The following is a 26,864-nucleotide window of genomic DNA, read 5'->3' as shown; positions in this document are numbered from 1 at the left end:
CGCCATGAAGATCTTTGCCCACAGAGGCGCCTCCGGTGAGGCGCCCGACAACACCCTGACCGCCTTCAAACTGGCCCTTGAGCAAGGCGCCGAAGCCATCGAGCTGGATTTGCAGCGTTACCAGGACGAGATTTACATCCTCCACGACCGCTGGCTGCACCACTGCACCAAGACCGGCCATGGCCTGCTGGAAAACCAGACGCCCCAAGACTTGGCGGCGGTGGACGCCGGTGACGGCAAACCCATCCCCACCCTGTGGCAGGTGCTGGAGCTGTGCGCCGGGCGCTGCCAGCTCAACCTGGAGCTAAAAGCCCATGACCTGCTGCCGGTACTGGTGCCGCTGCTGGAGCGGGCCGTTGACGAGCTGGGCTGGCAGCCAGAGGATCTGCTTATCTCCTCTTTCCACCACCGCCAGTTGGCCGCTTTCCAGGCCCTCAAACCCGACTGGCCCATTGGCCTGTTGATAAGCCACATTCCTCTGGAGCTGCCCAGCATGCTGGGGCCGCTCAAGGTGTTCTCGTTGCACTTAGATTGCAGCTTTATCGACAAGCACCTGGTGTACGAGGCCCAGGCCCTGGGGCTCAAGGTGTATGTGTACACGGTGGACGAACCCGAAGATCTGCATCGCCTGCAGCGGTTGGGGGTGGATGGCATCTTCAGCAACTACCCGGCCCGTAGCCGGGAATGGTTACTTAGCCATATAACCTGACGTTCTGAAACAATTGTTAACCATTGGGGCTGGACGGCCGGATGGCAACTGGGTAAGGTGTTCGCCTCTGTTAGGTAATAACATCCGCTCTATGACATTGCTTCGCCCACAACGCCGCTCTCGGTTATGGATGCTACTGGCCCTCTGGCTGGTGGTCATTCAGGGCTATGCAATTATCCACGCCAGCAAACACAGCCTGGTCCAAGACCAACAAAGCTGTCAGCTGTGTAATTTTGCTGAACACTCCGACCTAGGCCCCAGCTTCGCGCTGCCGGTCGTTACCGCCCTGATGGTCCCTGCCCCCGAGCAGGGCCTGGGCTATCAAAATCCCCAACCGCCTCGCTATCGCCGCATGCCGGTACGCGGGCCGCCAGCCTGACCTTAACAACAGCCCGCATTAAAACCTTTTAGAAATTTGCTGTTTTTAAGGACAGAAAAATGAAGTTTGCTCCTTTATATCTGGCGCTGGCTGCGGCTGGCCTGGCTACCCCTGCTTTTGCCGCCGTCGTGACCGGCACCGTATCCGATGCCTCCGGCAGCCCCATTGTTGGCGCCGCGGTTTCCGTTGATGGTGCCGCCACCCAAGCCGTAACCGACAAAAACGGCAACTACAGCCTGAAAGTGGCCGACAACAGCCACCTGCACCTGCACGCCGGTGCTGATAACTATGCCCACTCGGAAGTCGAGATAGACACCGCGACCGGCACCCTCAGTAAAGATTTTGTGCTGGCACCGGTAAACGTTGAGAACATCGTGGTGACCGGCAGCCCATTGGGCCGCACCGCGCTTGAGAGCACCACCCCGGTGTCGGTGCTGTCTGACGATGCACTGCGTAAAGCCACCGCCCCTTCACTGGGTGACACCCTGGAAAACCAGCCTGGCGTGCAAGCCTCCCACTTTGGCCCCGCCGCCAGCCGCCCCATTATTCGCGGCATGGACGGCCCTCGGGTGCAGGTGCTGGAAAACGGCCTGGGGGTAGGTGACGCCTCAACCGTATCGGCCGACCACGCCGTTACCACCGAGGCCAGCACCGCCCGGCAAATCGAGATCCTCCGTGGCCCGGCCACCCTGCTGTACGGTAACGGCGCCATTGGCGGCGTGGTCAACGTGGTGGATTACCGCTACTCCGACCAACCCATTGACGGCATGACCGGCAGCGTCGGCGCCCGCTACAGCACGGTTGACGACGGCAAAACCGCCGTGGCCAACCTCAACACCGGTAACGGCAAATACTACTGGCACGTGGACGGCACCCACAGACGCGCCAGCGACGAAGACATCCCCGGCCAAGCCATCGAAGGGGTAGACAACCCCTCCGGCAAACTGGCCAACAGCCAGCTGAGCCTGGACGACTTTGGCTTTGGTACCGGTTACACCGGCGATGACGGCTACATTGGCGTGTCCGGCAGCCGCACCGAGAACAAGTACGGCATTCCCCCCTCTGAAGCGGGCAGCGACGAGCCGACGGTCAGCATCGACATGCGCAAAACCGCCTGGCAGCTGCACAGTGGCCTGAACGACCCGTTCAAAGGCTTTAAGAGCCTGAAATTTGACGGCGGTTACACCCACTACACCCACGCCGAGCTGGAAAACGGCGACCCAGACACCGTCTTTACCAACAAGTACAGCGAAGGCCGCGTGACCCTGGCCAACGACCCTTGGGGTGAATGGCAAGGGGTAGTAGGCCTGCACGCCACCCACCGCGATTACCGCATCGACGGCGAAGAGTCCCTGACCCCCAACACCAAAACCGACAGCGTTGCCGCCTTTATCGTGCAGGAGCGCAAGGTAGGGGACCTGCGTTACCAGTTGGGCGGCCGCCTGGAGAACTACCACCTCAAATCCGGCTCCATGGACCTAGAAAGCCTGGCCGGTGACCAGGAGTATTCCCCCAGCGACATCAAGGACAACGATCTGAGCCTGTCGGCCGGTACCGTTTGGGATTTCACTCCCGGCTACAACTTCAGCGTTTCTTTGAGCCGCGCCGAGCGTAGCGCCACCGCCGAAGAGCTCTACAGCTACGGCCCCCATGATGCGACCCGCACCTTTGAAGTGGGCTCGCTGTACGACATCAACGGCGGCAACGTTATCCCGGTTGGCAGCGACCCGAAAAAGGAAACCGCCAACAACCTGGACCTGACCCTGCGTAAGTTCGACGGCGCCTGGTCCGGCACCTTGAGCGTGTTCTACAACAAGGTGGATAACTACTTCTATGAGCACAACACTGGCCTGGTCGCCTCCGACCTTGGCGACGTAGAAGACGGCGACCTGCCCGTTTATCAGTTCAGCCAGGCCGACGCCACCCTGTACGGCTTTGAGGCGCAAGTGAACGTGCCCATCGGCGATTACTGGTCTATCGACGCCATGAGCGACTACACCCGTGGCAAGCTCAAAGACGGTGGCAACCTGCCGCGCATCTCGCCGCTGCGTGTTGGCTCTACCTTGAACTTCGACTACCAGGACTGGCATGCCGATGTGGGCGCCACCGCCTACAGCAAGCAAGACAAAACCGCCGAGAACGAAACCGACACCGCCGGTTACACCCTGGTCAACGCCTCGGTGGGCTACCACGTCTACCAAAGCAGCGGTGACCTGTTTGTGTTCTTGCAAGGCAACAACCTGACCGACAAGGAAGCGCGGCCTGCCACCTCCTTCCTCAAGGACACCGTGCCCCTGCCGGGCCGCAACCTGACCCTGGGCGTGCGTTACAGCTTCTAAGCCCCACAAGCCGGCCTCTGGGCCGGCTTTCTTTTATCCTGCCTTTGTTACTGTCTAACATATTTCACTTTACCCCTGGCCGCCGGGGCTTTAGGGTAGCGCCGTGCTGTTAACGGACCCGACATGACCTTCCTCAACCCCTTTCGTCATCGACCAACTTGGTTGCTGCTGGCCCTGTGGCTGGTGGTTGCCCAGTGCTGGGCCATCGCCCATGACGACACCGATCATTTGGGGGATCAGCACCGTTGCAGCCTTTGCCACCATCATCACCAGCACCAGGACAAAGCCCTTCATAGCTCCACCACCCCACCGCCGGCCGAACCGGCGCGGCTGCCCCCCCATGTGCTGGTGGCCCAACTGCTGCGCCCGGCCCATGAGCTGGTGCTTAGGGCCCGTGGCCCACCGCTTCTCTGACAGCCCCAAGACAACCTAACGCTTCATTTTGTTTGCTGTTTTAGAGGACCGGCAGTATGAAACTTGCCCCCCTTTGCCTGGCGCTCGGCGCCGCAGGCATGGCTGCCCCTGTGTGGGCCGCCCAAGTACAAGGCACCATCACCGACGAACAAGGTAACCCCATCGTCGGCGTCGAAATTCAAAGCGCCCAAAAGCGTATCTACACCGATCAGCAAGGCCGCTACCAACTGACGGTGGCCGACAACCAACACCTGCATCTGCATTTTGGCGCCGGCGCCTTTGTGCACCAGGAGCGGGATTTGGACCTGACCACCGGCACCACCACCCTTAATCTGGTGCTGCGCGCCAGCAACATCGAGAACATCACCGTCACCGGCACCGCCCTTGGCCGCTCGGTGCTGGAAAGCGCCACCCCGGTCACGGTGCTGGCCGACGACAAACTGCTGCGCGCCACCGAGCCCACCCTGGGGGAAACCCTGGCCAGGGAGCCTGGGGTGCAATCGAGCTATTTCGGGCCCGTGGCCAGCCGCCCCATCATTCGCGGCATGGACGGCCCCCGGGTCAAGGTGCTGCAAAACGGCTTGTCGGTCTCTGACGCCTCAACCCTCTCGGCCGACCACAGCGTTACCGCCGAGGCCGGCACCGCCCGGCAAATCGAGATTTTGCGCGGCCCTGGCACCTTGCTGTACGGCAACGGCGCCATTGGCGGCGTGGTGAACGTGGTGGACGACCGTATCGCCCAGCACCCGGTAGAGGCGCTGTCGGGCAATGTGGATGCCCGCTACGGCACCGGCGCCGACGAGCGTACCGTCAGCGGTAGCCTCAACGGCGGCAATGGCGCGCTGGCCTTTCACCTCGACGGCAACCGCCGCCGCACCCATGACGTGGATATCCCAGGCTACGGCGAGCAAAACCCGGACGAGCCCCAGCCTTATGGCAAGCTGGACAACTCCGATATCAAGCAAGACGACGCCACCGCCGGCCTTTCCTACACCGGCGAACGGGGCTTTATCGGGGTGTCGGCCAACCGTTTGGAGTCCAACTACGGCATCGTCGGCCATGAACACGAACACGACGAAGAAGAAGAGGAAGGCGAACACGAGGAAGAGGGCCACCAGGGGGTGCGCATCGACCTTAAAAAGACCCACTACCAGTTGCTGGCCGGCCTTAACGATCCCCTGGCGGGCTTTAGCCGGCTGAGCTTTGCCGCGGCGTACACCGATTACCAGCATCAGGAGCTGGAAGAGGGCCTGGCCGCCACCACCTTTAAAAACAAGGCCTCGGAAGCGCGCCTTAGCCTCTACCACAAGCCGCTGGCGGAATGGCAAGGGGTTATCGGCCTGCACGGCAGCCACCGGGATTTCTCTGCCACCGGCGAAGAAGCCATCACCCCCAGCTCCAAAACCGATTCCCTGGCCGCCTTTTTGGTAGAAGAGCGCCAGTTTGGCAACCTCAACCTGGAGCTGGGAGCGCGGGTAGAGCACTACCAGATCAAGGCCGACACCATCATCCTCGAAGGCCACGACGGCGATGAGCTGTTCAGCCCAGAGAAGCAATCAGACACCAACCTCAGCCTCTCGGCTGGCAGCGTCTGGGAATATCGCCCCGGCTACACCCTGGGCCTGGCGCTGACCCACGCCGAGCGCAGCGCCACCGCCGAAGAGCTTTACAGCTACGGCCCGCACCTGGCCACCGGCACCTTTGAAGTGGGCGCCCTATATCACCTCCATGGCGACCACGCCCACCCCGAAGACGGCAGCTTGAGCCAGGAAAAGGCCAACAACCTGGATCTGACCTTACGTAAATTCGAGGGTGACTGGTCCTGGTCGCTGAACCTCTTCTACAACGAGGTGGATAACTACTTCTACCAGCGCAACACCGGCACCCTGGTGGGCGAAGACGAAGAAGAAGGCGCCGAGGAAGAAGAAGAGCACCATCATCACGGCGAAGGCCTGCCCATTTACCAATACAGCCAGGCCGATGCCCGCCTCTACGGCTTTGAAGCGGCGCTCAATATCCCCCTTGGCCGCGATTGGTCAATCGATGCCTTTGGCGACTACACCCGTGGCAAGCTCAAAGACGGTGGCAACCTGCCGCGTATCTCGCCGCTGCGCCTGGGGCTGACCCTCAACTACGACTGGCAGGACTGGCACGGCGAGCTGGGGGCGGTGCGCTATGCCCGCCAGGACAAGGTGGCCGACTTTGAAAGCGAAAGCGCCGGTTACACCCTGGTGGATGCCAGCGTCAGCTACCGCTACTTCACCACCGCCGGCGATGTGTTGTTCTACCTAAAAGGCACCAACCTTACCGACCGCGAAGCCCGGCCCCACACCTCCTTTTTGAAGGACAAGGCGCCGCTGCCAGGGCGCAACCTGACCTTAGGGGTGCGCTACGCCTTCTAAGGCGGCGCCCAACAACAAAAAAGCCCGCCATTTGGCGGGCTTTTTTCGCATCGGCGCTGTTAGGCGGCGATGGGGTTACCGGCAATGCCTTTGGGGTTGGGGCCGTATTCGTTGCTGCCAATCTGGCTATCGAGGCACACAAACACCAGGAACACGATGCCACCGACGGCGGGGATCATCTGCACGAAAATCCACCAGCCGCTGCGGCCGGTATCGTGCAGGCGGCGCACGGTCAGGGCCAGAACAGGCACCAGGGTGGCCAGGGCGTAGATACCGATAAGGAAAGCCAGTGCCGGTACATTCAGCACGCTGACGACGATAGCCAAGGCGATATAAATCAGGATGTTAACCAAAAAGAACATCCAGTATTCCTGGCGGCGGGCGCGGCCAGAGAAGTTAGCGTATTGCTTGAGTACAGAAATGTAGTTTTCCATGGCGATTTCCTTATCAGAAATAGGAGGTTAGGAGCCGGTGTCCAGCCGGGCGCTTAAGTTAACTCTGATTAAACAAAAGTAAAAGCGGCAATATCTGTAATTGCGATAGGCAATTTCGCACAACTGGACAACCAAGCCTTAAATGATAATAATTCGCGTTAATGAAAATTACTATCTAAAGGTGTTTGATGCGCGTCCTACTCTGGCTGATATGGCTGCCCTTCGCGGCACTGGCAACTCCGAGGGTGGTCACCACCGGTGCCAGTGTCACCCAGATAGTCGAAGCCCTTGGCGGCCAGCAGTGGATAGTCGGTACCGACTCCACCAGCCAGGGCAACTACCCCAAGCTCGGCTATTTTCGCCAACTGGGCGCTGAAGGGGTGCTGAGCCTCAAGCCAGACGAGCTATGGGCCGCCCCCGGCACCGGCCCGGCAGCGGTGCTGGAGCAACTGGCCGCCAGCGGCGTTAAGGTGCGAGAGCTGCCTCCGGCCCCCGGTATCGACGGCCTTTACAGCCACATAGTGCTGCTGGGCCAATGGCTGGATAAACCCCAGGTGGCAGCAGCGCTGGTGAGCCGCATCAAAGACGGCCTCAACCACCTTGAGCCCCTGGCAGCCAAGCCCCGGGTGCTGTTTTTGCTCAGCGCCTCAGACCGGGGCCTGATAGCGGCCGGCACCCAAACCTGGCCAGACACCCTGATGGCACTGGCCGGTTTTGACAACGTGGCGGCCAGCCAGCAAGGCTACAAGCCCTTTTCCCGGGAGATGCTGCTGTCCGGTATCGACCTTATCCTGGTGCCCGAGCACCTGAGTGCCACGCCCCAGGCCCTTTGCCAGCAGCCACCGCTGAACCTGCTGGGCCAGCGCTGTAAGGTCCGGGCCCTGCCCGCCACCTTGGTGATGTCCCAGGGGCCAGAGGTTATCGCCGCTGTGAAGGCCCTTCGCCATGCACTTGATTAAATCCCACCCGCGCGGGCTTTGGCTGCTGGCGGCCCTGGCCCTTTGCTGGCTGAGCCTCTCTACCGGCCCGGCCGGCTCAGATCCCTGGCTGCTGTGGCAATACCTGGCAGATAAACACCAAGGCAGCCTCAGCCCGGCGGCCCTTGCCCTTGAACAAATTCGCCTGCCCCGGCTGCTGCTGGCGATGTTAGTGGGCGCGGCGCTGGCCGGCAGCGGCGCCGTGCTGCAAGGGCTTTGCCGCAATCCGCTGGCCGACCCCGGGCTGATGGGGCTTTCCTCCGGCGCCGCCTTGGCCGCCCTTGGCTCCATTGTCTTTGGCATCCATTGGGGGCTGCCGCCGCTGTGGCGCCTGCCGCTGGCCGCCTTTGTCGGCGCCCTGGTGACCGGCTTTATCGTGATCCGCTTTGGCTACCGGCAAAACCGCTTGTCCATCACCCACCTTATTCTCGCCGGGGTCGGAATCAATGCCCTGGCTGGCGCCCTGATGGGGCTGCTTAGCCACATTGCCGACGAGTCCAGCCTGAAACTGATGACCTACTGGACCCTCGGCAGCGTTGCCGGCGCCAGTTGGCCGCAACTGGCTCTCGCCGCGCCATTGCTGGTGCTGGCACTGGCGCTGCTGTGGCCCTGGCGGCTGGGGCTGACCTTATGGCTGCTGGGTGAACGGGACGCCCAAACCCTCGGCGTGGACGTCAAAAAGATGCAACAACGGCTGCTGGTGCTGGTCTCTGTACTGGTGGCCATCGCCACCGCCTTTACCGGCGTCATTGGTTTTGTGGGGCTGGTGGTGCCGCACCTTTGCCGAATGCTGTTTGGTGGCGATTATCGCCAATTGCTGCCGGCAAGCCTTTGGGGCGGGGCGCTGCTGATGGTGTTGTCAGACTGGCTGGCCCGTACTCTGGTGTCTCCCCAGGAGCTGCCGGTGGGCATCATCACCGCGCTGATGGGAACGCCGGTATTTTTGTATCTGCTGCGGAGGCAACATGCTTGAGGTAAGCGGGCTCAGCCTGACCCTGGCCGGGGGTAAAACGCTGCTGAGCAATATCGCCTTTGCCGCCGAGCCCGGCGAGTTGATTGCGGTGCTGGGAGAAAACGGCGCCGGTAAGTCTACCCTCTTGCACCAAGTAGCGGACGCCCGGCAAAACGCCATTAGCCTCGATGAGCGGCCGCTGCCAGGCTGGCAACCCTTGATGCTGGCCCGCCGCCGCGCTTTTTTGGGCCAGCAACCGGCAAGCCCAGGCGCCATGACCGGCCGCCAACTGGTAACCCTCGGCCGCGCCCCTTTTGAAGAATCGGCGCAAGCAAGCGCTGCTGCCTGCCACCATTGGCTGTCGCGGTGCCGCTGCCAGGGCCTTGCCGAACGCCCCTTGGCCGAGCTTTCCGGTGGCCAGCTGGCCCGGCTGCATCTGGCCCGGGTGCTTTGCCAGCTGCACGGCGTGTCGCGGCCGGTGCTGCTGCTTGACGAGCCCACCGCCGCCCTTGACCTTGCCGCCCAGCACCAGTTGCTGGCTGAAGTCAAAGCCCTTTGCCAGCAAGGCGCCCTGGTGCTGTGGGTGGTGCACGACCTCAACCTCGCCTGCCAATACGCCAGCCGCCTGCTGCTGCTAAAAGCTGGTAAGTTGCTGGCCGACCTGCCGCCAACAGAGCTGACCCCAGCCCTTGCCAGCCGCCTTTATAATCATCCGATGCAAAGCATCCCCCTTCCCGGCCTTGCCGCCCCTTTGTGGCAAGCCAAGACAGGAGTACCCCTCGATGCGTAACAGTGCCGTACATCAAGCCCGCCAGCTGCTTTTGACTATTCAGTCAGGGGTGCTGGCCACCCACTCCAAGGCCCTGCCGGGCTATCCTTTCGGCTCGGTCACGCCCTTTGTGCTGGACCGCGACGGCAGCCTTTTGCTGTTTATCTCCGACATCGCCCAGCACAGCCGCAACCTCACCATGGACCCAAAGTGCTCGGTCACCGTCTTTGAGCAGACCGTCGAGACCGACCAAAACACCCAGGGCCGGGTAACGGTGCTGGGAGACGCGCAAAAGCTGGCCGAAGGAGAAGACGAAGCGGCCTTTGCCCGCTACGCCAGCCAGTTCCCTGAATCCTTAGGCTATCGCCAAGCCCACGATTTTGCGGTGTGGCGCCTGCTGCCCAAGCGCATCCGTTTTATCGGTGGTTTTGGCAAGATTTTCTGGCTGGAACTTGCCGAATGGCAGGGCGCCACAGGCGATTGGGACCAAGAGGCCGAAGCGGGCATGATTGGCCACATGCACCGCGACCACCTCGATGCCATCAGCGCCATGGGCCAGCATTTCTTTGGTAAAGACGGCGGCGGCGAGCTGCTGGCCATCCACCCCGAGGGTTGCCTGCTGCGCCTGAGCGGTGAGGAGCGCGCAAGGTTGCTGGCCTTTGCCGAACCGGCCATGGACGCCATGGCGGTGCGAAAGGCACTGGTGGCCCTTACCCAGCAAAGCCGGGCCGCCATCGAGGCATAAAAAAAGCCGGCATCAGCCGGCTTTTTCTTTTCGGTCAATTACTTGACGCGAGAGACGTACTCGCCAGAGCGGGTATCGACCTTAACCACTTCGCCAATCTGTACGAACAGCGGCACTTTAACTACGGCGCCGGTGGTCAGGGTGGCAGGCTTGCCGCCGGTACCGGCGGTGTCACCTTTGAGGCCGGGGTCGGTCTCGGTGATTTCCAGCTCAACGAAGTTGGGCGGGGTTACGGCGATAGGGGCGCCGTTCCACAGGGTCAGGGTGCAGACGTTCTGCTCAACCAGCCACTTGGCGCTGTCGCCGACGGCTTTGGCGTCGGCGGCCAGCTGCTCGAAGGTCTCGTTGTTCATGAAGTGGTAGAACTCGCCGTCGTTGTAGAGGTAGGCCAGTTCCATGTCCATGACATCGGCGCCTTCAACGGTTTCACCGGATTTGAAGGTCTTTTCCAGGGTCTTGCCGGAGATCAGCTTCTTGATGCGCACGCGGTTAAAGGCTTGGCCTTTACCGGGTTTGACCAGCTCGTTATCGATGATGTTGCAGGGCTCACCGTCCTGCATGATTTTGAGACCGGCCTTGAATTCGTTGGTACTATAGGACGCCATTTTTGCCTCTTGTACAATCTGTTGTCGCGAACATAATGCCGCAAATAATAACCGCAAAAGCCCCAATGTGGGAGCTTTGCTGGCGTGATGAACTCAAAGCCGCCATTTCCGACCCTAAAGTGCTGCTCGAAGCCCTCGGTTTGCCCCTGCAAAACCGCGAGTACGACCTGGCTGCCCGGCGCCTTTTTGCGCTGCGGGTGCCCCGGCCCTTCCTGGCCTTGATGGAAAAAGGCAACGCCCAAGATCCCCTGCTCAGGCAGGTAATGACAGACCAGGCCGAGTTTACCGACGCCCAGGGGTTTTCTACCGATCCCTTGGACGAGCAAGACGCCGCCGTGCCGGGCCTGCTGCACAAATACCAAAGCCGGGTGCTGTTTATCTTAAAAGGCGGCTGCGCCGTCAATTGCCGCTATTGTTTTCGCCGCCACTTTCCCTACCAGGACAACCCCGGCAACAAGGCCAGTTGGCAGCAAGCCCTGGACTACATCGCTTCGCGCCCCGAAATAGAAGAGGTGATCCTCTCCGGCGGCGACCCGCTGATGGCCAAAGACGACGAGCTGGCCTGGCTGATTGAGCGGCTCAACGGCATCAAACACCTCAAATTGCTGCGCATTCACAGCCGGCTGCCGGTGGTGATCCCCAGCCGTATCGACCAGTCCTTCCTCGATACCTTGGCCCAAAGCGCGCTGCCGGTGACCCTGGTGCTGCACATCAACCACGGCAACGAGATTGGCGAAGATCTGATAAAAGCCTGCGCTGCCCTTCGCGCCGCCAATGTCACGCTGCTTAACCAAAGCGTACTGCTGGCCGGCATCAACGACGACGCCGAGGTGCTGGTGGCGCTGTCGCACCGGCTTTTTGCCGTCGGTATCTTGCCCTATTACCTGCATGTGCTGGACAAGGTACAGGGCGCGGCCCATTTTCTGGTGGACGACGAGCGCGCCCGCGCTATCATGCGCCAGCTCAACGCCCGCCTTTCCGGTTACCTGGTGCCACGCCTGGCCCGGGAAGAAGCCGGCAAGCCCGGCAAAACCCTGATGGATTTAAAGCTATGAACGACACCCAACGCCAGGCCCTGCTCGGCCACCTGAAAAACAGCCTCAAGGCCGCCTATCAGCAGGCCCTGGATGCCGACGCCAAACTGGCGGCCCTGGCCAGCGAAAACCTGGCCCAGTTCGAGTCGGTGTTAAAGCCCGGCACCGGCTTTACCGTCGAAGCGGTGCGTTTTAAGCCTTATGTTGAAGAGCTGGGCCAGGATCTGCTGGCCCTGGAGCAAAGCACGGATTTTAGCAGCGACCTGGAAAAGGTCACCCGCAAGCTGCAACTGCTTTTAAAAACCCTCTCTCGATTCAAAAACTTAGAGCTGTAAACTCCCCTATCTTCGGGCCTGCTGTGGTATATCTAAGGCAGGCCCTCAATCACCAGCAGACATGAGCAGAAAACCCAACCTCAAGGACGTGGCCAAGGTTGCCGGGGTCAGCGCCATTACGGTGTCCCGGGCGCTGTCCGACCCGGACAAGGTGTCAGAAAAACTGCGCGCCAAAGTGGAGATGGCGGTCAGGCAGACCGGTTATATCCGCAACCAGGCCGCCAGTGCCCTGGCCTCCTCCCGCTCCGGGGTGATTGGGGTGATTATCCCGTCCTTATCCAACATCGTGTTCAACGAGGTGTTGGCCGGCATCTACGAGATGGCCCAGCCGAGCAAGTTGCAGGTGCTGCTGGGGGATTGCCACTACTCGCCCCTGGAAGAAGAAAAGCTGCTGGCCACCTTGCTCAGCCAGTCTCCCGAAGGGCTTATCCTCACCGGCACCGACCAGACCGACCATGCCCGGCGCCTGCTGCAAAACGCCGAGATCCCCATAGTGCAGATCATGGAGCTGACCGACAGCCCCATCGACATGAACGTGGGGTTCTCCCACTTTCAGGCCGGTTTTGACATGACCCGCTACCTGCTGGCCAAGGGCTACCGGCGCATCGCCTTTTTAGGGGCCCGCATGGACCCGCGCACCCAGCAGCGCCTGGCCGGTTTTTCCCAGGCCATGGCCGATGCCGGCCTTGAGCCGCTGGTACAAAGCACGCCTCAGGCATCGTCCATCAAACTGGGGGGGCAATTGCTGCGCTCGGCGCTGTCGGGCAACCAGGGCCAGCTCGATGCGGTGTTCTGCTGCAACGACGATTTAGCCCTTGGCGCCCTCTTTGAGGCGCGGCGCATGAACATCAATGTGCCCAGCCAACTGGCCATCTGCGGCTTTAACGACCTGGAAGCCTCGGCCCTGGTGGAGCCTGCCATCACCTCCGTTGCCGCCTCCCGCTTCGAGATGGGCAAAACGGCGGTGCAGATGCTGCTCAAACCCGAGCAGTATCGCCATCAAGGCGGCGGCATCATCGACCTTGGTTTTAACATCGTCGGCCGCGCCTCGGCCTGAGCCTTTCTTGCCCCAAAAAAAAGTGCGCCGAAGCGCACTGTTAACAAGCCTGCTGGGGCAGCCTTAGAATCGCACCTTGAGCTTGGCGCCAAACTGACGGGGGTTTTGCCACATGAAATTGGGCACATCGTCGTTGAAGTTGCGGCCCTGATCGCTCTTGATCTTCTTGTCGGTCAGGTTGTCTACGTAGAACTCCAGGTTCCAGTTACCCGAGGCCGGCTCGTAAATGACGCTGGTGTCCCACTTGGCGTAGGCGTCCTGGCGGTCGATGTCGGCAAAGTAGGGTTCGTTCTTGAAGCCTGCGGGGCGGTCGCCACGGTTGGCTGGATCAAACCAGATCTCGGAGCTGTAGGTCAGGCGCACTCTGGGGCGCAGTGAGCCGCCGTTCTTCAGGTAGAAGTAGTGCTGGTATTCCAAGGTAGCGGCAAAGTCCGGGGCATTGACCAGGTGGTTGCCGCTGAAATCCAGCAGGTTGGGGAGATTGGGGTTACCGGCAGAGGGGTTAAAGGCAATGCCGTCGGCCCCGTACTTGGAATCGGTGGTTTTAAAGTCGTCGTAGGTGGCGTCCAGCACCGAGATTGAGCCGGTGAACTTGCCGTTCTCACCTACCAGCCATTTGCTCTCCACTTCCATGCCATTGATGGTGGCCTTACCGGCGTTGGTTTTACGCAGCAAGTCGGCGCCGGTGGGGCTGGTGACGTTGGAAGTGACCTGCAAATCCTTGTAGCGGGTGGAGAACAGGGTCACGAACAGCTGCATGCGGCTGTCGAGAAAATCCCCCTTCATGCCCAGCTCGTAGCTGGTGTTGGTCTCCGGGGCCACGTAGGCGGCGGTCTGGTTGTGCTCGTCGTTGTTGGCCTTGATGATGGCGTCCAGATCGCGCTGGGTAAAAGGCCCGGTGCCGGTGTAATGGCCGCCGTCCTGCAAGGTGCCGGATTTAAAGCCGGTGGCCACCGAGGCGTAGAACATCACGTCGCTGGAAAAATCCCACTCGATACGGCCAAGGCCGGTGGTTTTGTCCCATTTGGGGCTGGCGTCGTTGTAGGTGTCGACCCAGCACTGGCCAGGGGCGGTGGTGTTTTTGTTGGGAGCAAGGCCCCCCAGCAGGCCGCCGTCGTCATAAGGCGCGGTGTTGGGCTCCAGCGGCGCGGTGGTGCGCACTTCTTGCGGGCACATGATGTTGCGGCCGCCGCGATCCCAGCGTTTGTCCTCGGTGTAGCGGGCGCCAAGGGTGACCCGCCAGTCGTCGGTCAGCGAGTAGGTGCCCTGGGCGTAGAGGCTGTTGGACTCCAGGCCACGGTCCGGCTGGCGATAGGTGCCGTAGAGGTTGGGGTTGTTGCCGGTGCCGCCGTCCCAGTCGTTGTCAGGGTGGACGATATCGAAGATAACGTCGTTGTTTTCCTTGAAGTAGAAGTAGCCCACCGTCCATTGCAGCCGTGAGTCGTCGGCGTTTTGCAATTGCAGCTCGTGCTGCACCGCCTTGTGGCCGCAATCGACGCAGCCGCCCCATTCAAAATTGCCGGGGCGCCAGCTTCTGTCCCAGGTGGAGACCCGGGACGACTTGGTGTAGCCGCCGATATAAGAGGCGGTAATGCCGCCATCAAAGTGGTAGTCGAGGCGGGTGCGGTAGCTGTCGACGTTGTAGTCGTTGTAACCGGGCACCTGGATATAGGCGCTGGGGTGAGAGCCGCCTTGGCGAGTGGGAATTTGGCCGCTGCCTTGGTCGATGAAGTTCTCGTAGGAGAGGAACCAGCTCAGCTTGTCGCTGGGCACATAAAGGGAACTCAAGCGCACCGCTTTCATGTCGGTGGAGCCGTATTTGTCGCCGATAACCGAGCCCGGAGTGGGGTTGACGTTGCCATCGGCGGTGTCGGTGGCCACCGCCACCCGCACCGCCCAGTCGTCGGCCAGGGGCATGTTGACCATGCCACGGGTGGTGCGTTTGTTGTAGTTGCCAATGCCCAGTTCCACATAGGCATCAAAGCCATCAAGGCGCGGTTTGACAGTATGAAGGTTCACCACGCCGCCGGTGGCGTTGCGGCCAAAGAGGGTGCCTTGGGGGCCGCGCAAGATCTCGGCGCTTTCCAAATCGAACATCAGGGTAGACGCCCCCTGGGAGCGGGCCGAGTAGACACCGTCAACGTGAAAAGCCACCGCCGGGTCGCCGCTTTCGGTTTGGTCGGACGAACCAATACCGCGGATATACACCATGGGGGTGTTCTGGGAGCCGTTTTGGGAGATATGCAGGCTGGGCACCATGCCTTGCAGATCGGACAGTTGCTGGACGTGGTTGTCATCCAGGGCGTCCTGGCTGAACGCCGACACCGCCACCGGCGTGGAGCGCAGGCTGGTCACCCGCCGGGTGGCGGTCACTTCGATGGTTTCAATTTCCTGGCTGGCGGCTTTGGCCTTGGGCTGCTCGTCTGCGGCCATGGCCGGGGTCAACCCCTGTAAGGCGGCCATGACGCTGGCGGCCAGAAAACCCAACTTCTTCGCGTTGATGCTGTTCACTCGCCTTTCCTTCATTGTTATTCGCTTCGCTGCTGCTGATATCCGGCCCAGGGCCGGTGCGTTCCGCCGCTTCGCTCCCCTGGCGTTTGACTGCAAAATGTTAGCGCAATCATAAGCTGACGTTGACGTAAGACTCTAGTTACCAGCCGTTAGCGATGTCAAGGAAAAGTAACAAAGGTTTTTCAATCAAGGCAGTACTATGCAAAGGGCAACATGCCCGCAATAACAGGCGCGGCGCCTATAAAATCAGGCCCAAGCCCATCACTGGACGGCATTAGGGATGGCAACGGATTGGCAGCATAACCATTGCGTCAACGTTAATGATTGCGCAATCACAAATGACAATGCTAGGCTCTCAAACAGTTCGACAAGCCGGAGTCAGCGACAGGCAATGGAGCAACAGCAAAAACGGGATCTGGTGGTGATGGGGGTGGCCGGCAGCGGCAAAACCACCCTGGCCCAATACCTTGGCCAGGCGCTGGGATACCACTATCTGGAAGGGGACGATTTTCACAGCCCCGAAGGCAAGGCGCTGATGGCCAGCGGCCAGCCCTTGAGCAGCAGCCTGCGCGAGCGCTGGGTAGAAGCCTTATGCCAGCAGCTTGGCCAGCATCGGCGTGCCGGCCAGCCGGTGGTGCTGAGCTATTCGGGCCTTATCGCCCGCCACCGACAGCAGATCCGCCAAGCCGGCAACCGGCCGCTCTTTATTTACCTTTGTGGCGACCGCGCCCTTCTGCTACGCCGCCTTGAGCAGCGCCAGGGCCACTTTATGCCGCCGTCGCAGCTCGACAACCAGCTCAGCACTATGGAGCCGCCCACCGGCGAGGCCGACGTGCTGACCCTGGCCCTCGATTGCCCGCCAGCCGAGGCGCTGATGCAGGTGCTTGCTCAGCTGGGCCAGGGGCAATAGGGTAGCCGGGACAACCAACAGGAAAACACCATGGCAGATAACAATGCAGCACGCCCCATGGGTTTTGGCGAAAAGGTAGGTTATGGCCTGGGGGACATGGGCTTTAACTTTTACTGGGCCAACATCTCCGCCTTCTTGATGATCTTCTACACCGACGTGTTTGGCATTACCGCCGCTGCCGCCGGCACCATGATGCTCATCACCAAAATCGTCGACGCCTTTACCGATCCGGTAATGGGCGCCATTGCCGATCGCACCCAAAGCCGGTTCGGTAAATTCCGGCCTTATCTGCTGTGGCTGGCGCTGCCCATGGCCGGCGCCGGGGTACTGACCTACAGCACCCCCGACCTTGGCGACACCGGTAAGCTGGTGTGGGCCTATGGCACCTATACCCTGATGATGCTTGTCTACACCATCATCAACATCCCCTACTCGGCGCTGTCGGGGGTGATGACCGCCAACAGCCAAGACCGCACTACCCTGATTAGCTTTCGCTTTATCGGCGGCTTCTCCGGCGGCATTTTGGTGACCTATCTGACTCCCAAACTGGTGGCCTGGCTGGGGGCCGGTGACCCCAAACTTGGCTGGCAACTGACCATGGCGGTGTTCGGCATTGCCGCCGCTTTCCTGTTTCTGGTGACCTTCGCCAGCACCCGCGAGCGCATCCAGCCCATTCGCCGCGAGGCCAATTCGGTGCTTGGCGATCTTAACGATCTCAAGGGCAACAAGCCCTGGCTGGTGCTGTTTAGTCTGGCGCTGATCATCATGATCACCATCACCATGCGCGCCAGCACCCTGGTCTATTACCTCAAGTACTACGTGGGCCAGCCCGATTTAACCGGCGAGTTTTTATCAAGCTACATGCTGGCCCTGGCCCTGGGCTCCGCCGCCACGCCGCTGCTAACCCGGCTGATGGACAAGAAAAAGCTGATGGTGCTGCTGATGAGCCTGGCCGGGGCGCTGTCCATCGCGTTTTTCTTCCTGCCCAAGGATGCGGTGGGCTGGATGTTTGCCCTCAATATCGCCATCGGCCTGACCCTGGGGCCCAAATCGCCCCTGGCCTTTTCCATGTATGCCGACACCGCCGATTACAACGAATGGCGCACCGGCCGCCGCGCCACCGCCATGACCTTCTCCGCCGCCACCTTCTCGCAAAAACTGGGTGGCGCCATGGCCTCGGCCCTGATTGGCTGGGTGCTGGCGTCCATCGGTTATGTGGCCAACGGCGCCCAAAGCGGCGGCGCTCAGCTGGGTATCGTGCTGCTGATGTCGGTGATCCCTGGGGCCTTTGCCCTGCTGGCGGCCCTGGTGATGCGCTTTTATCCCCTGGACAACCAAACCCTGGCCAAGGTGCACCGCGAGTTAGCCCAGCGCCAGCGCGAGCCTCAAGGCCACCCGGACACACCTGCCAAGGCGCTACGCACCGCCTCGGCCTGAATGATTAAGCGCCGCTGCGGCGGCCTGGAGTAAGCCCATGATGGGACCCACAGACCAAGGCGCCAACTACCGCCTGACTAGCCCCACCGCCATGCCCAAGGCCTCGGCCTTTTTGTGGAACCGGCGGATGATGATAAGCCTGACCTGCCGCGGCTTTGCCACCGCCCAGTTTATGCAGCCGGAGCCGGCCAAATACGCCCACGCCCCCAACCTTGAAGCCAAAACCTTCATGCAGCCGGAAAACCCCTACTACGCCCACCACCCGGGGCGTTTTGTCTACGTAAGGGACGATGCGGCAGGCGACGTTTACTCGATTCCTCATGAGCCGGTGCGCCGCCCCTGGGAGGATTTTGCCTTTATCGCTGGCCAAAGCGAGGTGCGCTGGGCTCTTGGCCAGCCGGGGCTGGCCTTTGAGTGGGTGCTGAGCCTGAGCGAAGACGACTTGGTGGAGCTTTGGACCCTCAAGGTGCGCAACACCGGCACCGAGGCCCGCGCCCTGAGCCTTTATCCCTACTTCCCGGTGGGGTACATGTCTTGGATGAACCAGTCTGGGCAATATCATCCTGCCCTCGCCGCCATTATCTGCTCCTCGGTCACCCCTTATCAGAAGGTCGAGGATTACTTTAAAAACAAAGACTTTAAAGACAAAACCTTCCTGATGGCGCAAACCGCGCCCGACGCCTTTGAAGTGCGCCAGGAAGCCTTTGAAGGCGAAGGGGGGCTGATGCACCCGGATGCCCTTCGCGAGGAACACCTTGGCTGCAACGATGCCCGCTACGAGACCCCTGTGTGCGCCATGCAATACCGCCTGACCCTGGCCCCGGGGGAAGAGCGCAGCTACCGCTTCTTGTTCGGCCCGGCCTTTGACGAAGCCGAAGTGGCCGCCCTGCGTGAACGCTATTTCAGCCAAGACGGCTTTACCCAGGCCAAAGATGCCTACCGGCGCTATGTGGCAAGTGGCCGTGGCAGCCTGCGCATCGAGACCCCGGATGCGGCCCTGGATAACTTCGTTAACCACTGGCTGGACCGCCAGGTGTTCTACCACGGCGACGTGAACCGCCTGTCCACCGACCCCCAGACCCGCAACTATTTGCAAGACAACATGGGCATGGTCTACCTGCAGCCGCAAAAGGCCAGGGCCGCTTTTCTAAAGGCCCTGAGCCAGCAGCACCGGGCCGGGGAAATGCCCGACGGCATCCTGTTGCACCCGGGGGCCGAGCTCAAATACATCAACCAGATCCCCCACTACGACCAGAATGTCTGGCTGCCGGTGTGCCTGAGCGCTTACCTCGACGAAACCGGCGACCGCGCCATCCTCGATGAGCGGCTGCCTTATGGCGACAGCGGCGAGCAGGCCACGGTACTGGCCAAAATCAACCAGGCCATGGCCTGGCTTGAGCAAAACGTCGATGAGCGCGGCCTGTCTTACATTGCCCAGGGCGACTGGTGTGACCCCATGAACATGGTGGGTTACCAAGGCAAGGGGGTGTCTATCTGGCTGACCCTGGCCAGCGCCTACGCCATGAAGCTGTGGGCCGACATCTGCGAGGGCAACGGCGAGCCTGCATTAGCCGCCCACCACAGGGCGGTAGCCGAGCGCTTTAACGACGCGGCCAACCGCCACGGCTGGGACGGCCACTGGTATGGCCGCGGCATCAGCGACAACGGCCAGGCCTTTGGGGTCGCCAGTGACGAGGAAGGGCGCATCTTCTTAAACCCCCAGAGTTGGGCCATGCTGAGCGGCGCCGCCAGCCCCGAGCAGCAGCAGCGGCTGATGGCAGCGGTCACCGAGCAGCTTGAAACCCCTTATGGGGTGGCGATGCTGGCCCCGGCCTACACCCGCATGCACGAGCACATAGGCCGGGTGACCCAAAAGCACCCCGGCTCTGCCGAAAACGGCTCGGTGTATAACCACGCCAGCGCCTTTTACGTGTACGCCCTTTATGAAGCGGGCCTTGCCGACAAGGGCTATACCCTGCTGCGCCAGATGCTGCCCTGCGATGACACCGCCCTCGCCCGTGGCCAGCTGCCGGTGTTTATCCCCAACTACTACCGGGGCGCCTACCACCAGTTCCCCCGCACTGCCGGCCGTTCCAGCCAGCTATTTAACACCGGCACCATCCATTGGTTTTACCGCTGCCTGGTCGATGGCCTGTTTGGCCTCAAAGGGGACGGCGACGCATTGCAGGTAAACCCCAAACTCCCCGCCCATTGGCAAAACGCCAAAGTGACCCGCCGTTTTCGCGGCGCCGAGCTTGAAGTTGAGATGCGGCGAGAACCTGGGGTGAGCGCCATTACCCTGGAGCTGGACGGCAAAACCGTGGCCGGCCAGCGCCTAACCGGCTTAGAACCCGGCCGCCGATACCAATTGCGGGTAAGGCTCCCTGAGGCATCGGCATGAGCCTTCGCATCGGCATTTTGGGGGCGGCCGCCATCGCCCCCCAGGCCATTATCGAGCCGGCCCGGCTGCTAGGGGTGACCATCCAGGCGGTGGCGACCTCAAATGAAGCCAAAGCCGAGGCCTATGCCCGCCAGCACGGCATCAAAAACGTCAGCCCCAGCTACCAGGCGTTGGTGGAGCGGGATGACATCGACCTTATCTACAACGCCCTCCCACCCAGCCTGCACGGGCCCTGGACCTTAAAGGCGCTGGACGCCGGCAAGGCGGTGCTGTGCGAAAAGCCCTTTGCCATGAACGCCACCGAAGCCGCCGCCATGGTGGCGGCGGCCAAGGCCAAAGGGCTGCTGCTGATGGAAGCATTTCACTACCGCTTCCACCCCTTTTTTATTGAACTGGAACGGCTGTTGGCCGAGGGCGTTGTTGGCCGGGTGCATACCTTGCGGGCCAATTTCGAGGCGCAGATCCCCTACCGGGCCGATTCGCTGCGCCACAACCCGGCCCTTGGTGGCGGCGCCCTGATGGACCTTGGCTGCTACCCGGTGCATTGGCTGCGCACCCTGATGGGCGGCGAGCCAGAGGTTACCCTGGCCCAGGCCATTTCTAACGGCCAGGTGGATGTGGCGACCCAGGCCACACTCGCTTTTGCCGGCGGCGTAACCGGCTATATCGGCTGCGCCATGGGCGAGCACCTCAAAAAAGGCGGCGACAGCCACATCAGCATCGAAGGGGAGCGCGGCCTTATCGAGGCCATTAACCCCATCAGCCCCCAGCGCCACCACCTTTTTCGCATCCACAGCGCCGAGGGCTGCCGCCAATACAGCATCGACGCCAGCCAAAGCACCTTTTACTACCAGCTTATGCACCTAAAGGCCTGCCTTGAAGACGGCCAGAAGCCCCTTACCGGCGGCCAGGACGCCGTCGCCAACATGGCGGTCATTGACCGCATAAAGGCCCTTAGCCGTGCACGCTAGCCAGGCGTTGCCATAGGCAAGCCACACTAAAACGCCTACACTCTTGAGCATTCTCCCTGCCACGATACGAGGGTGCCATGCGGCTATTGGCGGTGCTTATTCTGATGCTGTGCTGCCTGCCCGCCCTTGCCGGGCAATGCCAGTTGAGCACCGACTCAGACAGCCAGGACGCAGCCCTTAACGGCCCGCAACGGGCCATTGCCATAGCGGGCGGCAAGGTTGCCATCACCATTCGCTGCCAAGACCTTGCCACTAAGGCAGTGTTGCAATTTCGCGCCCTGGCCCTGCATCAACCAAAGCTACAGCGAGCGGGCATTGCCATTGAGGCCGAGCCCAATCATCGCCTGGCCTATCCCATTCCCAAAGGGAGTAGCAGCGCCGTCTTTACCGTTGAAAGCGACCTGCCACGGCCACTGAGTTTTCAGCTCAGCGACCGGCGCCATTACCGCCAGGCCAATATCCTCCATAACGCCATGATGTTCGGCTACCTTGGGGTCGCGTTGGCTTTGTCGTTTTATAACCTGCTGCTGTGGCTGCGCATGGGGGAGTGGCAGTTTGGGCTCTACGGCGCCTACACCCTGGCCACGGCCTGGTTCTTCGCAACCCAGGAGGGCATCCCTCTGCTGCTGGCCGGGCAAAGTTACTGGTTGGTGCCTTCCCTGCCCCTGGCGGGGTTAACGGTATTTACCGGCACCCTCTTTTTTGCCCAGTTCCTGGCGCTGCCAAGGCATCACCCGCGCTTTTGCCGCTGGCTGGTGCAGCTGCCGGCGCTGCTGGTCCTGCTCTTTTCGTTGGCCACCCTGGCATTCAACAGTGCCCACCAGTTGCTCGACACCCTGATGGGCCTGTTAACCATCTGGTTGCTGGTGTGCCTGATGGGGCTGGCGCTGCTGCGGGCCGTAAAGGGGGACCGTGACGGGGTATGGACGACAGTGGCCCTGGCGCTGCTGCTGGTGGGGATACTGACCCGCCGCCAGACCGAAAATGGCGGCGACTTTATCGCCTATTACGGCCTTATCATCGCCGCCCTGCTGGAGGCCATGCTGCTCGCTTACATGGTGGCACGGCGCCTGAGGGTTATAAAACAAGAACACCGCCAGGCCCTGCATATGGCGCTGACCGATCCACTAACCGGCATTCTTAACCGCCAGGGCTGGCAAAAGGCGGTAGCCGGCCAATCCTGCATTGCCCCAGAGCAGTGGCAAGCGGTGTATTTTATCGACCTCAACGCCTTTAAGGCGGTGAATGACCAACACGGCCACCTGGGAGGCGATAAGGCGCTGGTCACCGTTGCCAATGTCACCCAGCGCCTGCTGGGGCGCGAGGCCACCTTGGGCCGTTACGCCGGTGACGAATTTGTGGTGTACAGCCGCGGCCAGCGCGAGCAACTGACCGAGCTGACCCAGAGGCTGCGCCGCCAGCTGGCAGCGGTGATGGTGCCGGGCCACCCCAACTTCAAGGTCAGTGCCACAGTCGGCGTTCACTACCAGCAAGGCCCTTGTAGCCTTGAAGAACTGCTGGCCGCCGCCGACAGCAGCATGTATGCACTCAAAGCCGGCGCCGATTAGCTGGCGCCCTGCTGGAAACGCTGCGTTGCCCAGCCTTTGCCTGCCGCCGTAAAAAGGACAGGGCTCTGGCCAGTTTAATGTGATGAAAGCCGCCGCCAACAAAGGTTTGGGCTACTCACACCCGCCACTTATCCTTTTACCAAGACTCTCTTGGCAGACGATATTCGGACATTGCCACCTCTTCGCAAGGCGCTGGCCCTGACAAGGTGCCAGCCGCTAGTGTGTCAGAACCCCTTCTACCCAGGTAACGCACCATGACTGACACCATTCGCCCCCGCGACATGGCCAGAGCCTTTACCCCGGCGCTGGCCGATTTTGTTGACGACCCCTTGTTCTCGAAAGTGTGGGCCAGTGAAGGCCTGGCCAAGCGCGACCGCAGCCTTATCACGGTAGCGGCGCTGGTGATCCTCAACCGCCCACAGGAGCTGGCCGCCCATCTGCGCAGGGCCGTGGAAAATGGGGTATCGAAGCAAGAACTCAGTGAAGTGATCACCCACCTGGCGTTTTATGGCGGTTTTCCGGCGGCGATCAGCGCGTCGGTGGTTGCCAAGGAAACCCTGGGAGCCCTTGACGCATGACACTCATCGCCGTTGCCGCGAGGTGGCAACGGCGATGAGCTGCGTCACTGCCCTTCGCTGAACATGGCCGCCATGCGCTGGCCAAGCTGCTCCAGGCCCACATCTTCCACATGGGTGCCCAGAGTCCAGATATGGCCGAAAGGATCTTTCAAGGTGCCGGAGCGGTCGCCATAAAACTGGTTTTGCACCGGCATTACCTCTACCGCTCCGGCTTCAAGGGCGCGGGCAAAGGCGGTGTCCACATCCGGCACATAAAACATCAGCGACAACGGTGAACCGCCGAGGGTGGTGGGGCTGACGCTGTTCCACTGAGGGTTCTCCTCACTCAGCATCAGATGGCTGCTGCCCAATTTAAGCTCGGCATGGGCCACTTGCTGGGTGCCCGGAATGTCCAAGCGCATCATCAGTTCAGCGCCAAAGGCACGCTGGTAAAAGGCAATGGCGTCAGCAGCGTTGTTGACAACAAGATAGGGAGTGAGGCTGTGGTAACCGTCGGGGATGGGTTTGACGGACATGGGTTGCTCCTTGCAGTGATAGGCACAAGGAGTATAGAAGGGCAGGCCAGGCCTGCCCCTTGGCTTAACCTGGCAGCAGCTTCATCACCTCGCTGCTGTAGCGCGTGCCGGCGGCCACTTCGGGCGGGAAGATGGCGTCAATCTCGGCCAGCTGCTGCGTGCTCAGCTTAACCTCCAAGGCGCCCAAGTTATCCAGCAGATAAGGGCGGCGCTTGGTGCCAAAAAGCGGCACAACATGCTCGCCCTTGGCCAGCAGCCAGGCCAAGGCCAACTGGCTGGCACTGACGCCCTTATCCCTGGCAAGGGCGGTTATCGCATCCACCAGCGCCAGGTTCTTTTGAAAGTTCTCCCCCATAAAACGCGGGTTGTTGCGGCGAAAATCATCGGCGTCAAAATCCTCTACCGAGCGAATGGCACCGCTTAAAAAGCCTCGCCCCAGGGGGCTGTAGGCCACAAAGCTCACCCCCAATTCGCTGCAGCAATCCAGCACCTCGCGCTCGGGGTCGCGGGTCCAGAGGGAATATTCGCTTTGCACGGCGCTGATGGGGTGCTCCTTGTGGGCTCGCCGCAAGGTGGCGGCGTCCACTTCGCTTAGGCCCAAAAAACGCACCTTGCCTTCCTTGACCAGCTCGCCCATGGCGCCGACCGTTTCTTCTACCGGCACCATGGGGTCAGGGCGGTGCTGGTAGTAGAGATCGAGATGGTCCGTACCCAGCCGTTTCAGGCTGCCTTCGACCGAGCGGCGCACGTAATCGGGGCGGCCGTTGACGCCTCTTTTGGCCGGGTCGCCAGGGTCTCGCACTATGCCAAACTTGCTGGCCAAAAAGACCTGGCTGCGCCGGCCCTTGAGGGCTTTGGCCAGTAACGCCTCATTGCTGTAGGGGCCATAGATATCGGCGGTATCCCAAAAGCTGACGCCTTTTTCCAAAGCGAGATCCAATGTCGCTAAGGATTCGGCGTCATCGCCTTTGCCATAAAACTCGCTCATGCCCATGCAGCCCAGGGCCAGAGCCGATACCAGCGGGCCCTTGGCGCCCAATTGACGTTGTTTCATCACTACCTCCATCAATGCAGGGCTCCAGCATGCGCCTTTTGGGTGTTTGCGATAAACCGGGGTATAAGGGTTTTACTGTTTGTAAATCACGAACAATTTATGGACCGCCTTCGTACCCTGGCCATCTTTTTGCGGGTTTGCGATGCCCGCAGCTTTACCCGGGCCGCCAGCAGTTTGAACCTGCCCCGCTCCACTGTCACTCAGGCCGTGCAGCGCCTGGAGAACCAACTTAAGGTGCAGCTGCTGGTGCGCACCACCCGCCAAGTCAGCTTGACGCAAGAGGGGGAAGCGTTTAGCCACAAGGCAAGGCAACTGGTGGCCGACTGGGACGAGTTGGAGACCCTCTTTTTGCCCGGCCGCCCCGCAAGCGGCACTTTGCACCTGAACCTGCCCACCCGCCTGGCTCGGCTGGTGGTGGTGCCAAAGCTCGCCCAATTTCAGCAGCGCTATCCCGGCATCACCTTGCAGCTGAGCATTGCCGACCAGCCCATCGACTTGGTCAAAGATGGGGTAGATGCGGTGCTGCGGGCCGGCCCTTTAAAAGACAGCAGCCTTATCGCCAAACCTTTAGGGCAGATGCCTCAGGCAACGCTGGCTTCCCCTTCATACCTGGCCCGCCATGGCACTCCCGAGCACCCGGCAGAGCTTACCCGGCACCGGATGGTGGCCTTTGCCCTGCCCTCCAATGGCCGCATCGAGCCGCTGGAGTTCAAGGTAGAGGGGAGCTATCAGCCACAGATGCTGGCCTTTGATTTAAGTACCAACGGCGCCGACACCTATGTGGCGGCAGGCCTGGCTGGCTTTGGCCTGATCCAGGGCCCCCGCTACGATCTCAAGGAGCAAGTGGACAAAGGCCTCTTAGTGGAAGTGCTGGCCGACTACCCGCCGCCGCCCATGCCCCTTGCCATCCTCTACCCGCAACAACGCCACCAGAGCCAGCAGCTCAGGCTCTTTGCCGATTGGCTGGGGCAACTGGTGACGCAGCTGGGTATCACCAGCCCTTAAATCCAGCAAGCTGTGAACATTGCCCTAAAATAGTCGCACGCCCCAGCCCATTTAAGGCGATAATGTCGCCGACCCATCTTTAAGGATCCGCCCATGACCCAATGGCAAAAAAGCTACGATACCTTCCTTGCAAACATTCAGCGCACCGGCGAACTGTGGAGCCTGAGCTGTGAAGAAGGCTGGGTGATCTGCGACTCCGCCGAGTTCGAAGACACCGAAGTCATGCCTTTTTGGTCCAGCAAGGAAGAAGCCCAGCGTCATTGCGTTGACCAATGGGCGGATTACCAGGCCGAGCGCATCAGCCTGGCCGATTTTGTCGAACTGTGGCTGCCCAATCTGGCCGAGGACGACATCCTGGTAGGCCCCGACTGGAACGACGATCTGGAAGGGCTGGAAGTAGAACCCGGCGATATCGCCGAGTCTTTGATGGAGGCGTGATGAACGTAAATAGCGTACAGGTTGGCGGCCAATACGAAGCCATTGCCGCAAACTACACCAACTCCCAGATCCGCCAGCAGGGCGCCATGGCACTCAACCTGATTGAGAGCGCCGGCAGCGTTGACGACGCCCAGATGTCAGCGCCCCCTGCCGATGGCCCAAAGGGCCAGAACATAGACCTTCAGGTCTAAGCCCCAAAAGCCCTGCCCAGCAGGGCTTTTTTGTATCTGCTTTTTCTGTTCATCCCGCCAACCTGGCAGTTCATAAGAAAATAAATAAGAATAATACTTATTTGATATTGATTCTCATTTGCGAGATGATAACC

General features: G+C 61.1%; 26 protein-coding genes. 21 read left to right on the top strand and 5 right to left on the bottom strand.

Features of this window, described 5'->3' with window-relative positions; translation table 11 throughout:
• Positions 1 to 4 precede the first annotated feature (4 nt).
• From AC22G1_RS02950 to AC22G1_RS02930, 5 genes are all read left to right on the top strand, one after another.
• Entirely contained in the window at positions 5 to 709 is a 705-nt protein-coding gene (locus AC22G1_RS02950) for a glycerophosphodiester phosphodiesterase (RefSeq protein ID WP_487315452.1), read from the top strand.
• 91 nt (positions 710 to 800) lie between these two features.
• Positions 801 to 1,088 carry a hypothetical protein gene (locus tag AC22G1_RS02945; protein ID WP_487315451.1) on the top strand — a complete coding sequence of 96 codons (288 nt, stop codon included), beginning with the start codon at positions 801 to 803 and terminating at the stop codon, positions 1,086 to 1,088.
• A 59-nt stretch (positions 1,089 to 1,147) separates the two neighbouring features.
• The gene (locus AC22G1_RS02940) at positions 1,148 to 3,427 is read left to right on the top strand and encodes a TonB-dependent receptor (protein WP_487315450.1); all 2,280 of its coding nucleotides are present in this window, start codon (positions 1,148 to 1,150) and stop codon (positions 3,425 to 3,427) included.
• A 123-nt stretch (positions 3,428 to 3,550) separates the two neighbouring features.
• Positions 3,551 to 3,841 (top strand): hypothetical protein, encoded by a 291-nt coding sequence (locus tag AC22G1_RS02935; RefSeq protein WP_487315449.1) that lies wholly within the window; start codon positions 3,551 to 3,553, stop codon positions 3,839 to 3,841.
• Between the two features lie 56 nt (positions 3,842 to 3,897).
• Positions 3,898 to 6,243 carry a TonB-dependent receptor gene (locus tag AC22G1_RS02930; protein ID WP_487315448.1) on the top strand — a complete coding sequence of 782 codons (2,346 nt, stop codon included), beginning with the start codon at positions 3,898 to 3,900 and terminating at the stop codon, positions 6,241 to 6,243.
• 59 nt (positions 6,244 to 6,302) lie between these two features.
• Here AC22G1_RS02930 and AC22G1_RS02925 read toward each other — a convergent pair whose 3' ends face one another.
• On the bottom strand, positions 6,303 to 6,677 hold the full coding sequence (locus tag AC22G1_RS02925; RefSeq protein WP_487315447.1) for a DUF805 domain-containing protein: 375 nt from the start codon (positions 6,675 to 6,677) through the stop codon (positions 6,303 to 6,305).
• A 188-nt stretch (positions 6,678 to 6,865) separates the two neighbouring features.
• Here AC22G1_RS02925 and AC22G1_RS02920 point away from each other — a divergent pair, with 188 nt between their 5' ends.
• The 4 genes from AC22G1_RS02920 to AC22G1_RS02905 are packed head-to-tail and all read left to right on the top strand — an operon-like array spanning position 6,866 to position 10,120.
• Positions 6,866 to 7,636, top strand: a complete 771-nt coding sequence (locus AC22G1_RS02920; protein WP_487315446.1) for a heme/hemin ABC transporter substrate-binding protein — start codon at positions 6,866 to 6,868, stop codon at positions 7,634 to 7,636.
• Positions 7,623 to 8,627 (top strand): FecCD family ABC transporter permease, encoded by a 1,005-nt coding sequence (locus tag AC22G1_RS02915; protein ID WP_487315445.1) that lies wholly within the window; start codon positions 7,623 to 7,625, stop codon positions 8,625 to 8,627. Before AC22G1_RS02920 ends, AC22G1_RS02915 begins: the two co-directional genes overlap by 14 nt.
• A complete protein-coding gene (locus tag AC22G1_RS02910) occupies positions 8,620 to 9,396 on the top strand; it encodes an ATP-binding cassette domain-containing protein (RefSeq protein WP_487315444.1) in 777 nt (258 codons plus the stop codon). Before AC22G1_RS02915 ends, AC22G1_RS02910 begins: the two co-directional genes overlap by 8 nt.
• Entirely contained in the window at positions 9,389 to 10,120 is a 732-nt protein-coding gene (locus AC22G1_RS02905) for a HugZ family pyridoxamine 5'-phosphate oxidase (protein WP_487315443.1), read from the top strand. The genes AC22G1_RS02910 and AC22G1_RS02905 overlap by 8 nt, the downstream gene beginning before the upstream one ends.
• Positions 10,121 to 10,158: 38 nt before the next feature.
• Here AC22G1_RS02905 and efp read toward each other — a convergent pair whose 3' ends face one another.
• On the bottom strand, positions 10,159 to 10,725 hold the full coding sequence (efp, locus tag AC22G1_RS02900) for an elongation factor P (protein WP_050659887.1): 567 nt from the start codon (positions 10,723 to 10,725) through the stop codon (positions 10,159 to 10,161).
• Positions 10,726 to 10,760: 35 nt separating this feature from the next.
• On the opposite strand from efp, the gene epmB reads away from it, so the two are divergent.
• The 3 genes from epmB (at position 10,761) to gntR (ending at position 13,151) form a co-directional block, all read left to right on the top strand.
• Positions 10,761 to 11,780 (top strand): EF-P beta-lysylation protein EpmB, encoded by a 1,020-nt coding sequence (gene epmB / locus AC22G1_RS02895; RefSeq protein WP_487315442.1) that lies wholly within the window; start codon positions 10,761 to 10,763, stop codon positions 11,778 to 11,780.
• On the top strand, positions 11,777 to 12,094 hold the full coding sequence (locus AC22G1_RS02890; RefSeq protein WP_487315441.1) for a hypothetical protein: 318 nt from the start codon (positions 11,777 to 11,779) through the stop codon (positions 12,092 to 12,094). Before epmB ends, AC22G1_RS02890 begins: the two co-directional genes overlap by 4 nt.
• A 61-nt stretch (positions 12,095 to 12,155) precedes the next feature.
• Positions 12,156 to 13,151 (top strand): HTH-type transcriptional regulator GntR, encoded by a 996-nt coding sequence (gene gntR, locus AC22G1_RS02885; RefSeq protein ID WP_487315440.1) that lies wholly within the window; start codon positions 12,156 to 12,158, stop codon positions 13,149 to 13,151.
• 63 nt (positions 13,152 to 13,214) lie between these two features.
• On the opposite strand, the gene AC22G1_RS02880 is transcribed toward gntR, so the two are convergent.
• On the bottom strand, positions 13,215 to 15,662 hold the full coding sequence (locus AC22G1_RS02880) for a TonB-dependent receptor (protein WP_487315439.1): 2,448 nt from the start codon (positions 15,660 to 15,662) through the stop codon (positions 13,215 to 13,217).
• A gap of 391 nt (positions 15,663 to 16,053) precedes the next feature.
• Here AC22G1_RS02880 and AC22G1_RS02875 point away from each other — a divergent pair, with 391 nt between their 5' ends.
• From AC22G1_RS02875 to AC22G1_RS02850, 6 genes are all read left to right on the top strand, one after another.
• A complete protein-coding gene (locus tag AC22G1_RS02875) occupies positions 16,054 to 16,572 on the top strand; it encodes a gluconokinase (protein WP_487315438.1) in 519 nt (172 codons plus the stop codon).
• Between the two features lie 30 nt (positions 16,573 to 16,602).
• Complete coding sequence (locus tag AC22G1_RS02870) at positions 16,603 to 18,009, top strand: MFS transporter (RefSeq protein WP_487315437.1); 1,407 nt, start codon at positions 16,603 to 16,605, stop codon at positions 18,007 to 18,009.
• A gap of 37 nt (positions 18,010 to 18,046) precedes the next feature.
• A complete protein-coding gene (locus AC22G1_RS02865) occupies positions 18,047 to 20,410 on the top strand; it encodes a GH36-type glycosyl hydrolase domain-containing protein (RefSeq protein WP_487315436.1) in 2,364 nt (787 codons plus the stop codon).
• Positions 20,407 to 21,381, top strand: a complete 975-nt coding sequence (locus AC22G1_RS02860) for a Gfo/Idh/MocA family protein (RefSeq protein WP_487315435.1) — start codon at positions 20,407 to 20,409, stop codon at positions 21,379 to 21,381. The genes AC22G1_RS02865 and AC22G1_RS02860 overlap by 4 nt, the downstream gene beginning before the upstream one ends.
• A 77-nt stretch (positions 21,382 to 21,458) precedes the next feature.
• Complete coding sequence (locus AC22G1_RS02855) at positions 21,459 to 22,949, top strand: GGDEF domain-containing protein (RefSeq protein ID WP_487315434.1); 1,491 nt, start codon at positions 21,459 to 21,461, stop codon at positions 22,947 to 22,949.
• Between the two features lie 254 nt (positions 22,950 to 23,203).
• On the top strand, positions 23,204 to 23,527 hold the full coding sequence (locus AC22G1_RS02850) for a carboxymuconolactone decarboxylase family protein (protein ID WP_487315433.1): 324 nt from the start codon (positions 23,204 to 23,206) through the stop codon (positions 23,525 to 23,527).
• A 44-nt stretch (positions 23,528 to 23,571) separates the two neighbouring features.
• Here AC22G1_RS02850 and AC22G1_RS02845 read toward each other — a convergent pair whose 3' ends face one another.
• Both AC22G1_RS02845 and AC22G1_RS02840 read right to left on the bottom strand, forming a co-directional pair.
• On the bottom strand, positions 23,572 to 24,042 hold the full coding sequence (locus tag AC22G1_RS02845) for a VOC family protein (protein WP_487315432.1): 471 nt from the start codon (positions 24,040 to 24,042) through the stop codon (positions 23,572 to 23,574).
• A 64-nt stretch (positions 24,043 to 24,106) separates the two neighbouring features.
• Entirely contained in the window at positions 24,107 to 25,096 is a 990-nt protein-coding gene (locus AC22G1_RS02840) for an aldo/keto reductase (RefSeq protein WP_487315431.1), read from the bottom strand.
• Between the two features lie 99 nt (positions 25,097 to 25,195).
• Between AC22G1_RS02840 and AC22G1_RS02835 the strand changes: the two genes are divergently transcribed.
• The 3 genes from AC22G1_RS02835 to AC22G1_RS02825 all read left to right on the top strand — a co-directional run bounded on the left by AC22G1_RS02835 (position 25,196) and on the right by AC22G1_RS02825 (position 26,730).
• A complete protein-coding gene (locus AC22G1_RS02835; RefSeq protein WP_487315430.1) occupies positions 25,196 to 26,101 on the top strand; it encodes a LysR family transcriptional regulator in 906 nt (301 codons plus the stop codon).
• 93 nt (positions 26,102 to 26,194) lie between these two features.
• Positions 26,195 to 26,539, top strand: coding sequence for a DUF2750 domain-containing protein (locus tag AC22G1_RS02830; RefSeq protein ID WP_487315429.1), 345 nt, complete (start codon positions 26,195 to 26,197; stop codon positions 26,537 to 26,539).
• Positions 26,539 to 26,730, top strand: a complete 192-nt coding sequence (locus AC22G1_RS02825; protein WP_487315428.1) for a hypothetical protein — start codon at positions 26,539 to 26,541, stop codon at positions 26,728 to 26,730. Before AC22G1_RS02830 ends, AC22G1_RS02825 begins: the two co-directional genes overlap by 1 nt.
• Positions 26,731 to 26,864 lie beyond the last annotated feature (134 nt).

The sequence above is a fragment of the Gallaecimonas zhanjiangensis genome, assembly GCF_057624825.1.
The sequence above is the reverse complement of the archived record's forward strand: the minus strand, read 5'-3'. Positions and strand labels throughout refer to the sequence as shown.

Bases quoted from the DNA above. Each gene is read 5' to 3' on its own strand.
- AC22G1_RS02950 (WP_487315452.1), top strand. From the start codon at position 5: ATGAAGATCTTTGCCCACAGAGGCGCCTCCGGTGAGGCGCCCGACAAC.
- AC22G1_RS02945 (WP_487315451.1), top strand. From the start codon at position 801: ATGACATTGCTTCGCCCACAACGCCGCTCTCGGTTATGGATGCTACTG.
- AC22G1_RS02940 (WP_487315450.1), top strand. From the start codon at position 1,148: ATGAAGTTTGCTCCTTTATATCTGGCGCTGGCTGCGGCTGGCCTGGCT.
- AC22G1_RS02935 (WP_487315449.1), top strand. From the start codon at position 3,551: ATGACCTTCCTCAACCCCTTTCGTCATCGACCAACTTGGTTGCTGCTG.
- AC22G1_RS02930 (WP_487315448.1), top strand. From the start codon at position 3,898: ATGAAACTTGCCCCCCTTTGCCTGGCGCTCGGCGCCGCAGGCATGGCT.
- AC22G1_RS02925 (WP_487315447.1), bottom strand. From the start codon at position 6,677: ATGGAAAACTACATTTCTGTACTCAAGCAATACGCTAACTTCTCTGGC.
- AC22G1_RS02920 (WP_487315446.1), top strand. From the start codon at position 6,866: ATGCGCGTCCTACTCTGGCTGATATGGCTGCCCTTCGCGGCACTGGCA.
- AC22G1_RS02915 (WP_487315445.1), top strand. From the start codon at position 7,623: ATGCACTTGATTAAATCCCACCCGCGCGGGCTTTGGCTGCTGGCGGCC.
- AC22G1_RS02910 (WP_487315444.1), top strand. From the start codon at position 8,620: ATGCTTGAGGTAAGCGGGCTCAGCCTGACCCTGGCCGGGGGTAAAACG.
- AC22G1_RS02905 (WP_487315443.1), top strand. From the start codon at position 9,389: ATGCGTAACAGTGCCGTACATCAAGCCCGCCAGCTGCTTTTGACTATT.
- efp (WP_050659887.1), bottom strand. From the start codon at position 10,725: ATGGCGTCCTATAGTACCAACGAATTCAAGGCCGGTCTCAAAATCATG.
- epmB (WP_487315442.1), top strand. From the start codon at position 10,761: ATGCCGCAAATAATAACCGCAAAAGCCCCAATGTGGGAGCTTTGCTGG.
- AC22G1_RS02890 (WP_487315441.1), top strand. From the start codon at position 11,777: ATGAACGACACCCAACGCCAGGCCCTGCTCGGCCACCTGAAAAACAGC.
- gntR (WP_487315440.1), top strand. From the start codon at position 12,156: ATGAGCAGAAAACCCAACCTCAAGGACGTGGCCAAGGTTGCCGGGGTC.
- AC22G1_RS02875 (WP_487315438.1), top strand. From the start codon at position 16,054: ATGGAGCAACAGCAAAAACGGGATCTGGTGGTGATGGGGGTGGCCGGC.
- AC22G1_RS02870 (WP_487315437.1), top strand. From the start codon at position 16,603: ATGGCAGATAACAATGCAGCACGCCCCATGGGTTTTGGCGAAAAGGTA.
- AC22G1_RS02865 (WP_487315436.1), top strand. From the start codon at position 18,047: ATGATGGGACCCACAGACCAAGGCGCCAACTACCGCCTGACTAGCCCC.
- AC22G1_RS02860 (WP_487315435.1), top strand. From the start codon at position 20,407: ATGAGCCTTCGCATCGGCATTTTGGGGGCGGCCGCCATCGCCCCCCAG.
- AC22G1_RS02855 (WP_487315434.1), top strand. From the start codon at position 21,459: ATGCGGCTATTGGCGGTGCTTATTCTGATGCTGTGCTGCCTGCCCGCC.
- AC22G1_RS02850 (WP_487315433.1), top strand. From the start codon at position 23,204: ATGACTGACACCATTCGCCCCCGCGACATGGCCAGAGCCTTTACCCCG.
- AC22G1_RS02845 (WP_487315432.1), bottom strand. From the start codon at position 24,042: ATGTCCGTCAAACCCATCCCCGACGGTTACCACAGCCTCACTCCCTAT.
- AC22G1_RS02840 (WP_487315431.1), bottom strand. From the start codon at position 25,096: ATGAAACAACGTCAATTGGGCGCCAAGGGCCCGCTGGTATCGGCTCTG.
- AC22G1_RS02835 (WP_487315430.1), top strand. From the start codon at position 25,196: ATGGACCGCCTTCGTACCCTGGCCATCTTTTTGCGGGTTTGCGATGCC.
- AC22G1_RS02830 (WP_487315429.1), top strand. From the start codon at position 26,195: ATGACCCAATGGCAAAAAAGCTACGATACCTTCCTTGCAAACATTCAG.
- AC22G1_RS02825 (WP_487315428.1), top strand. From the start codon at position 26,539: ATGAACGTAAATAGCGTACAGGTTGGCGGCCAATACGAAGCCATTGCC.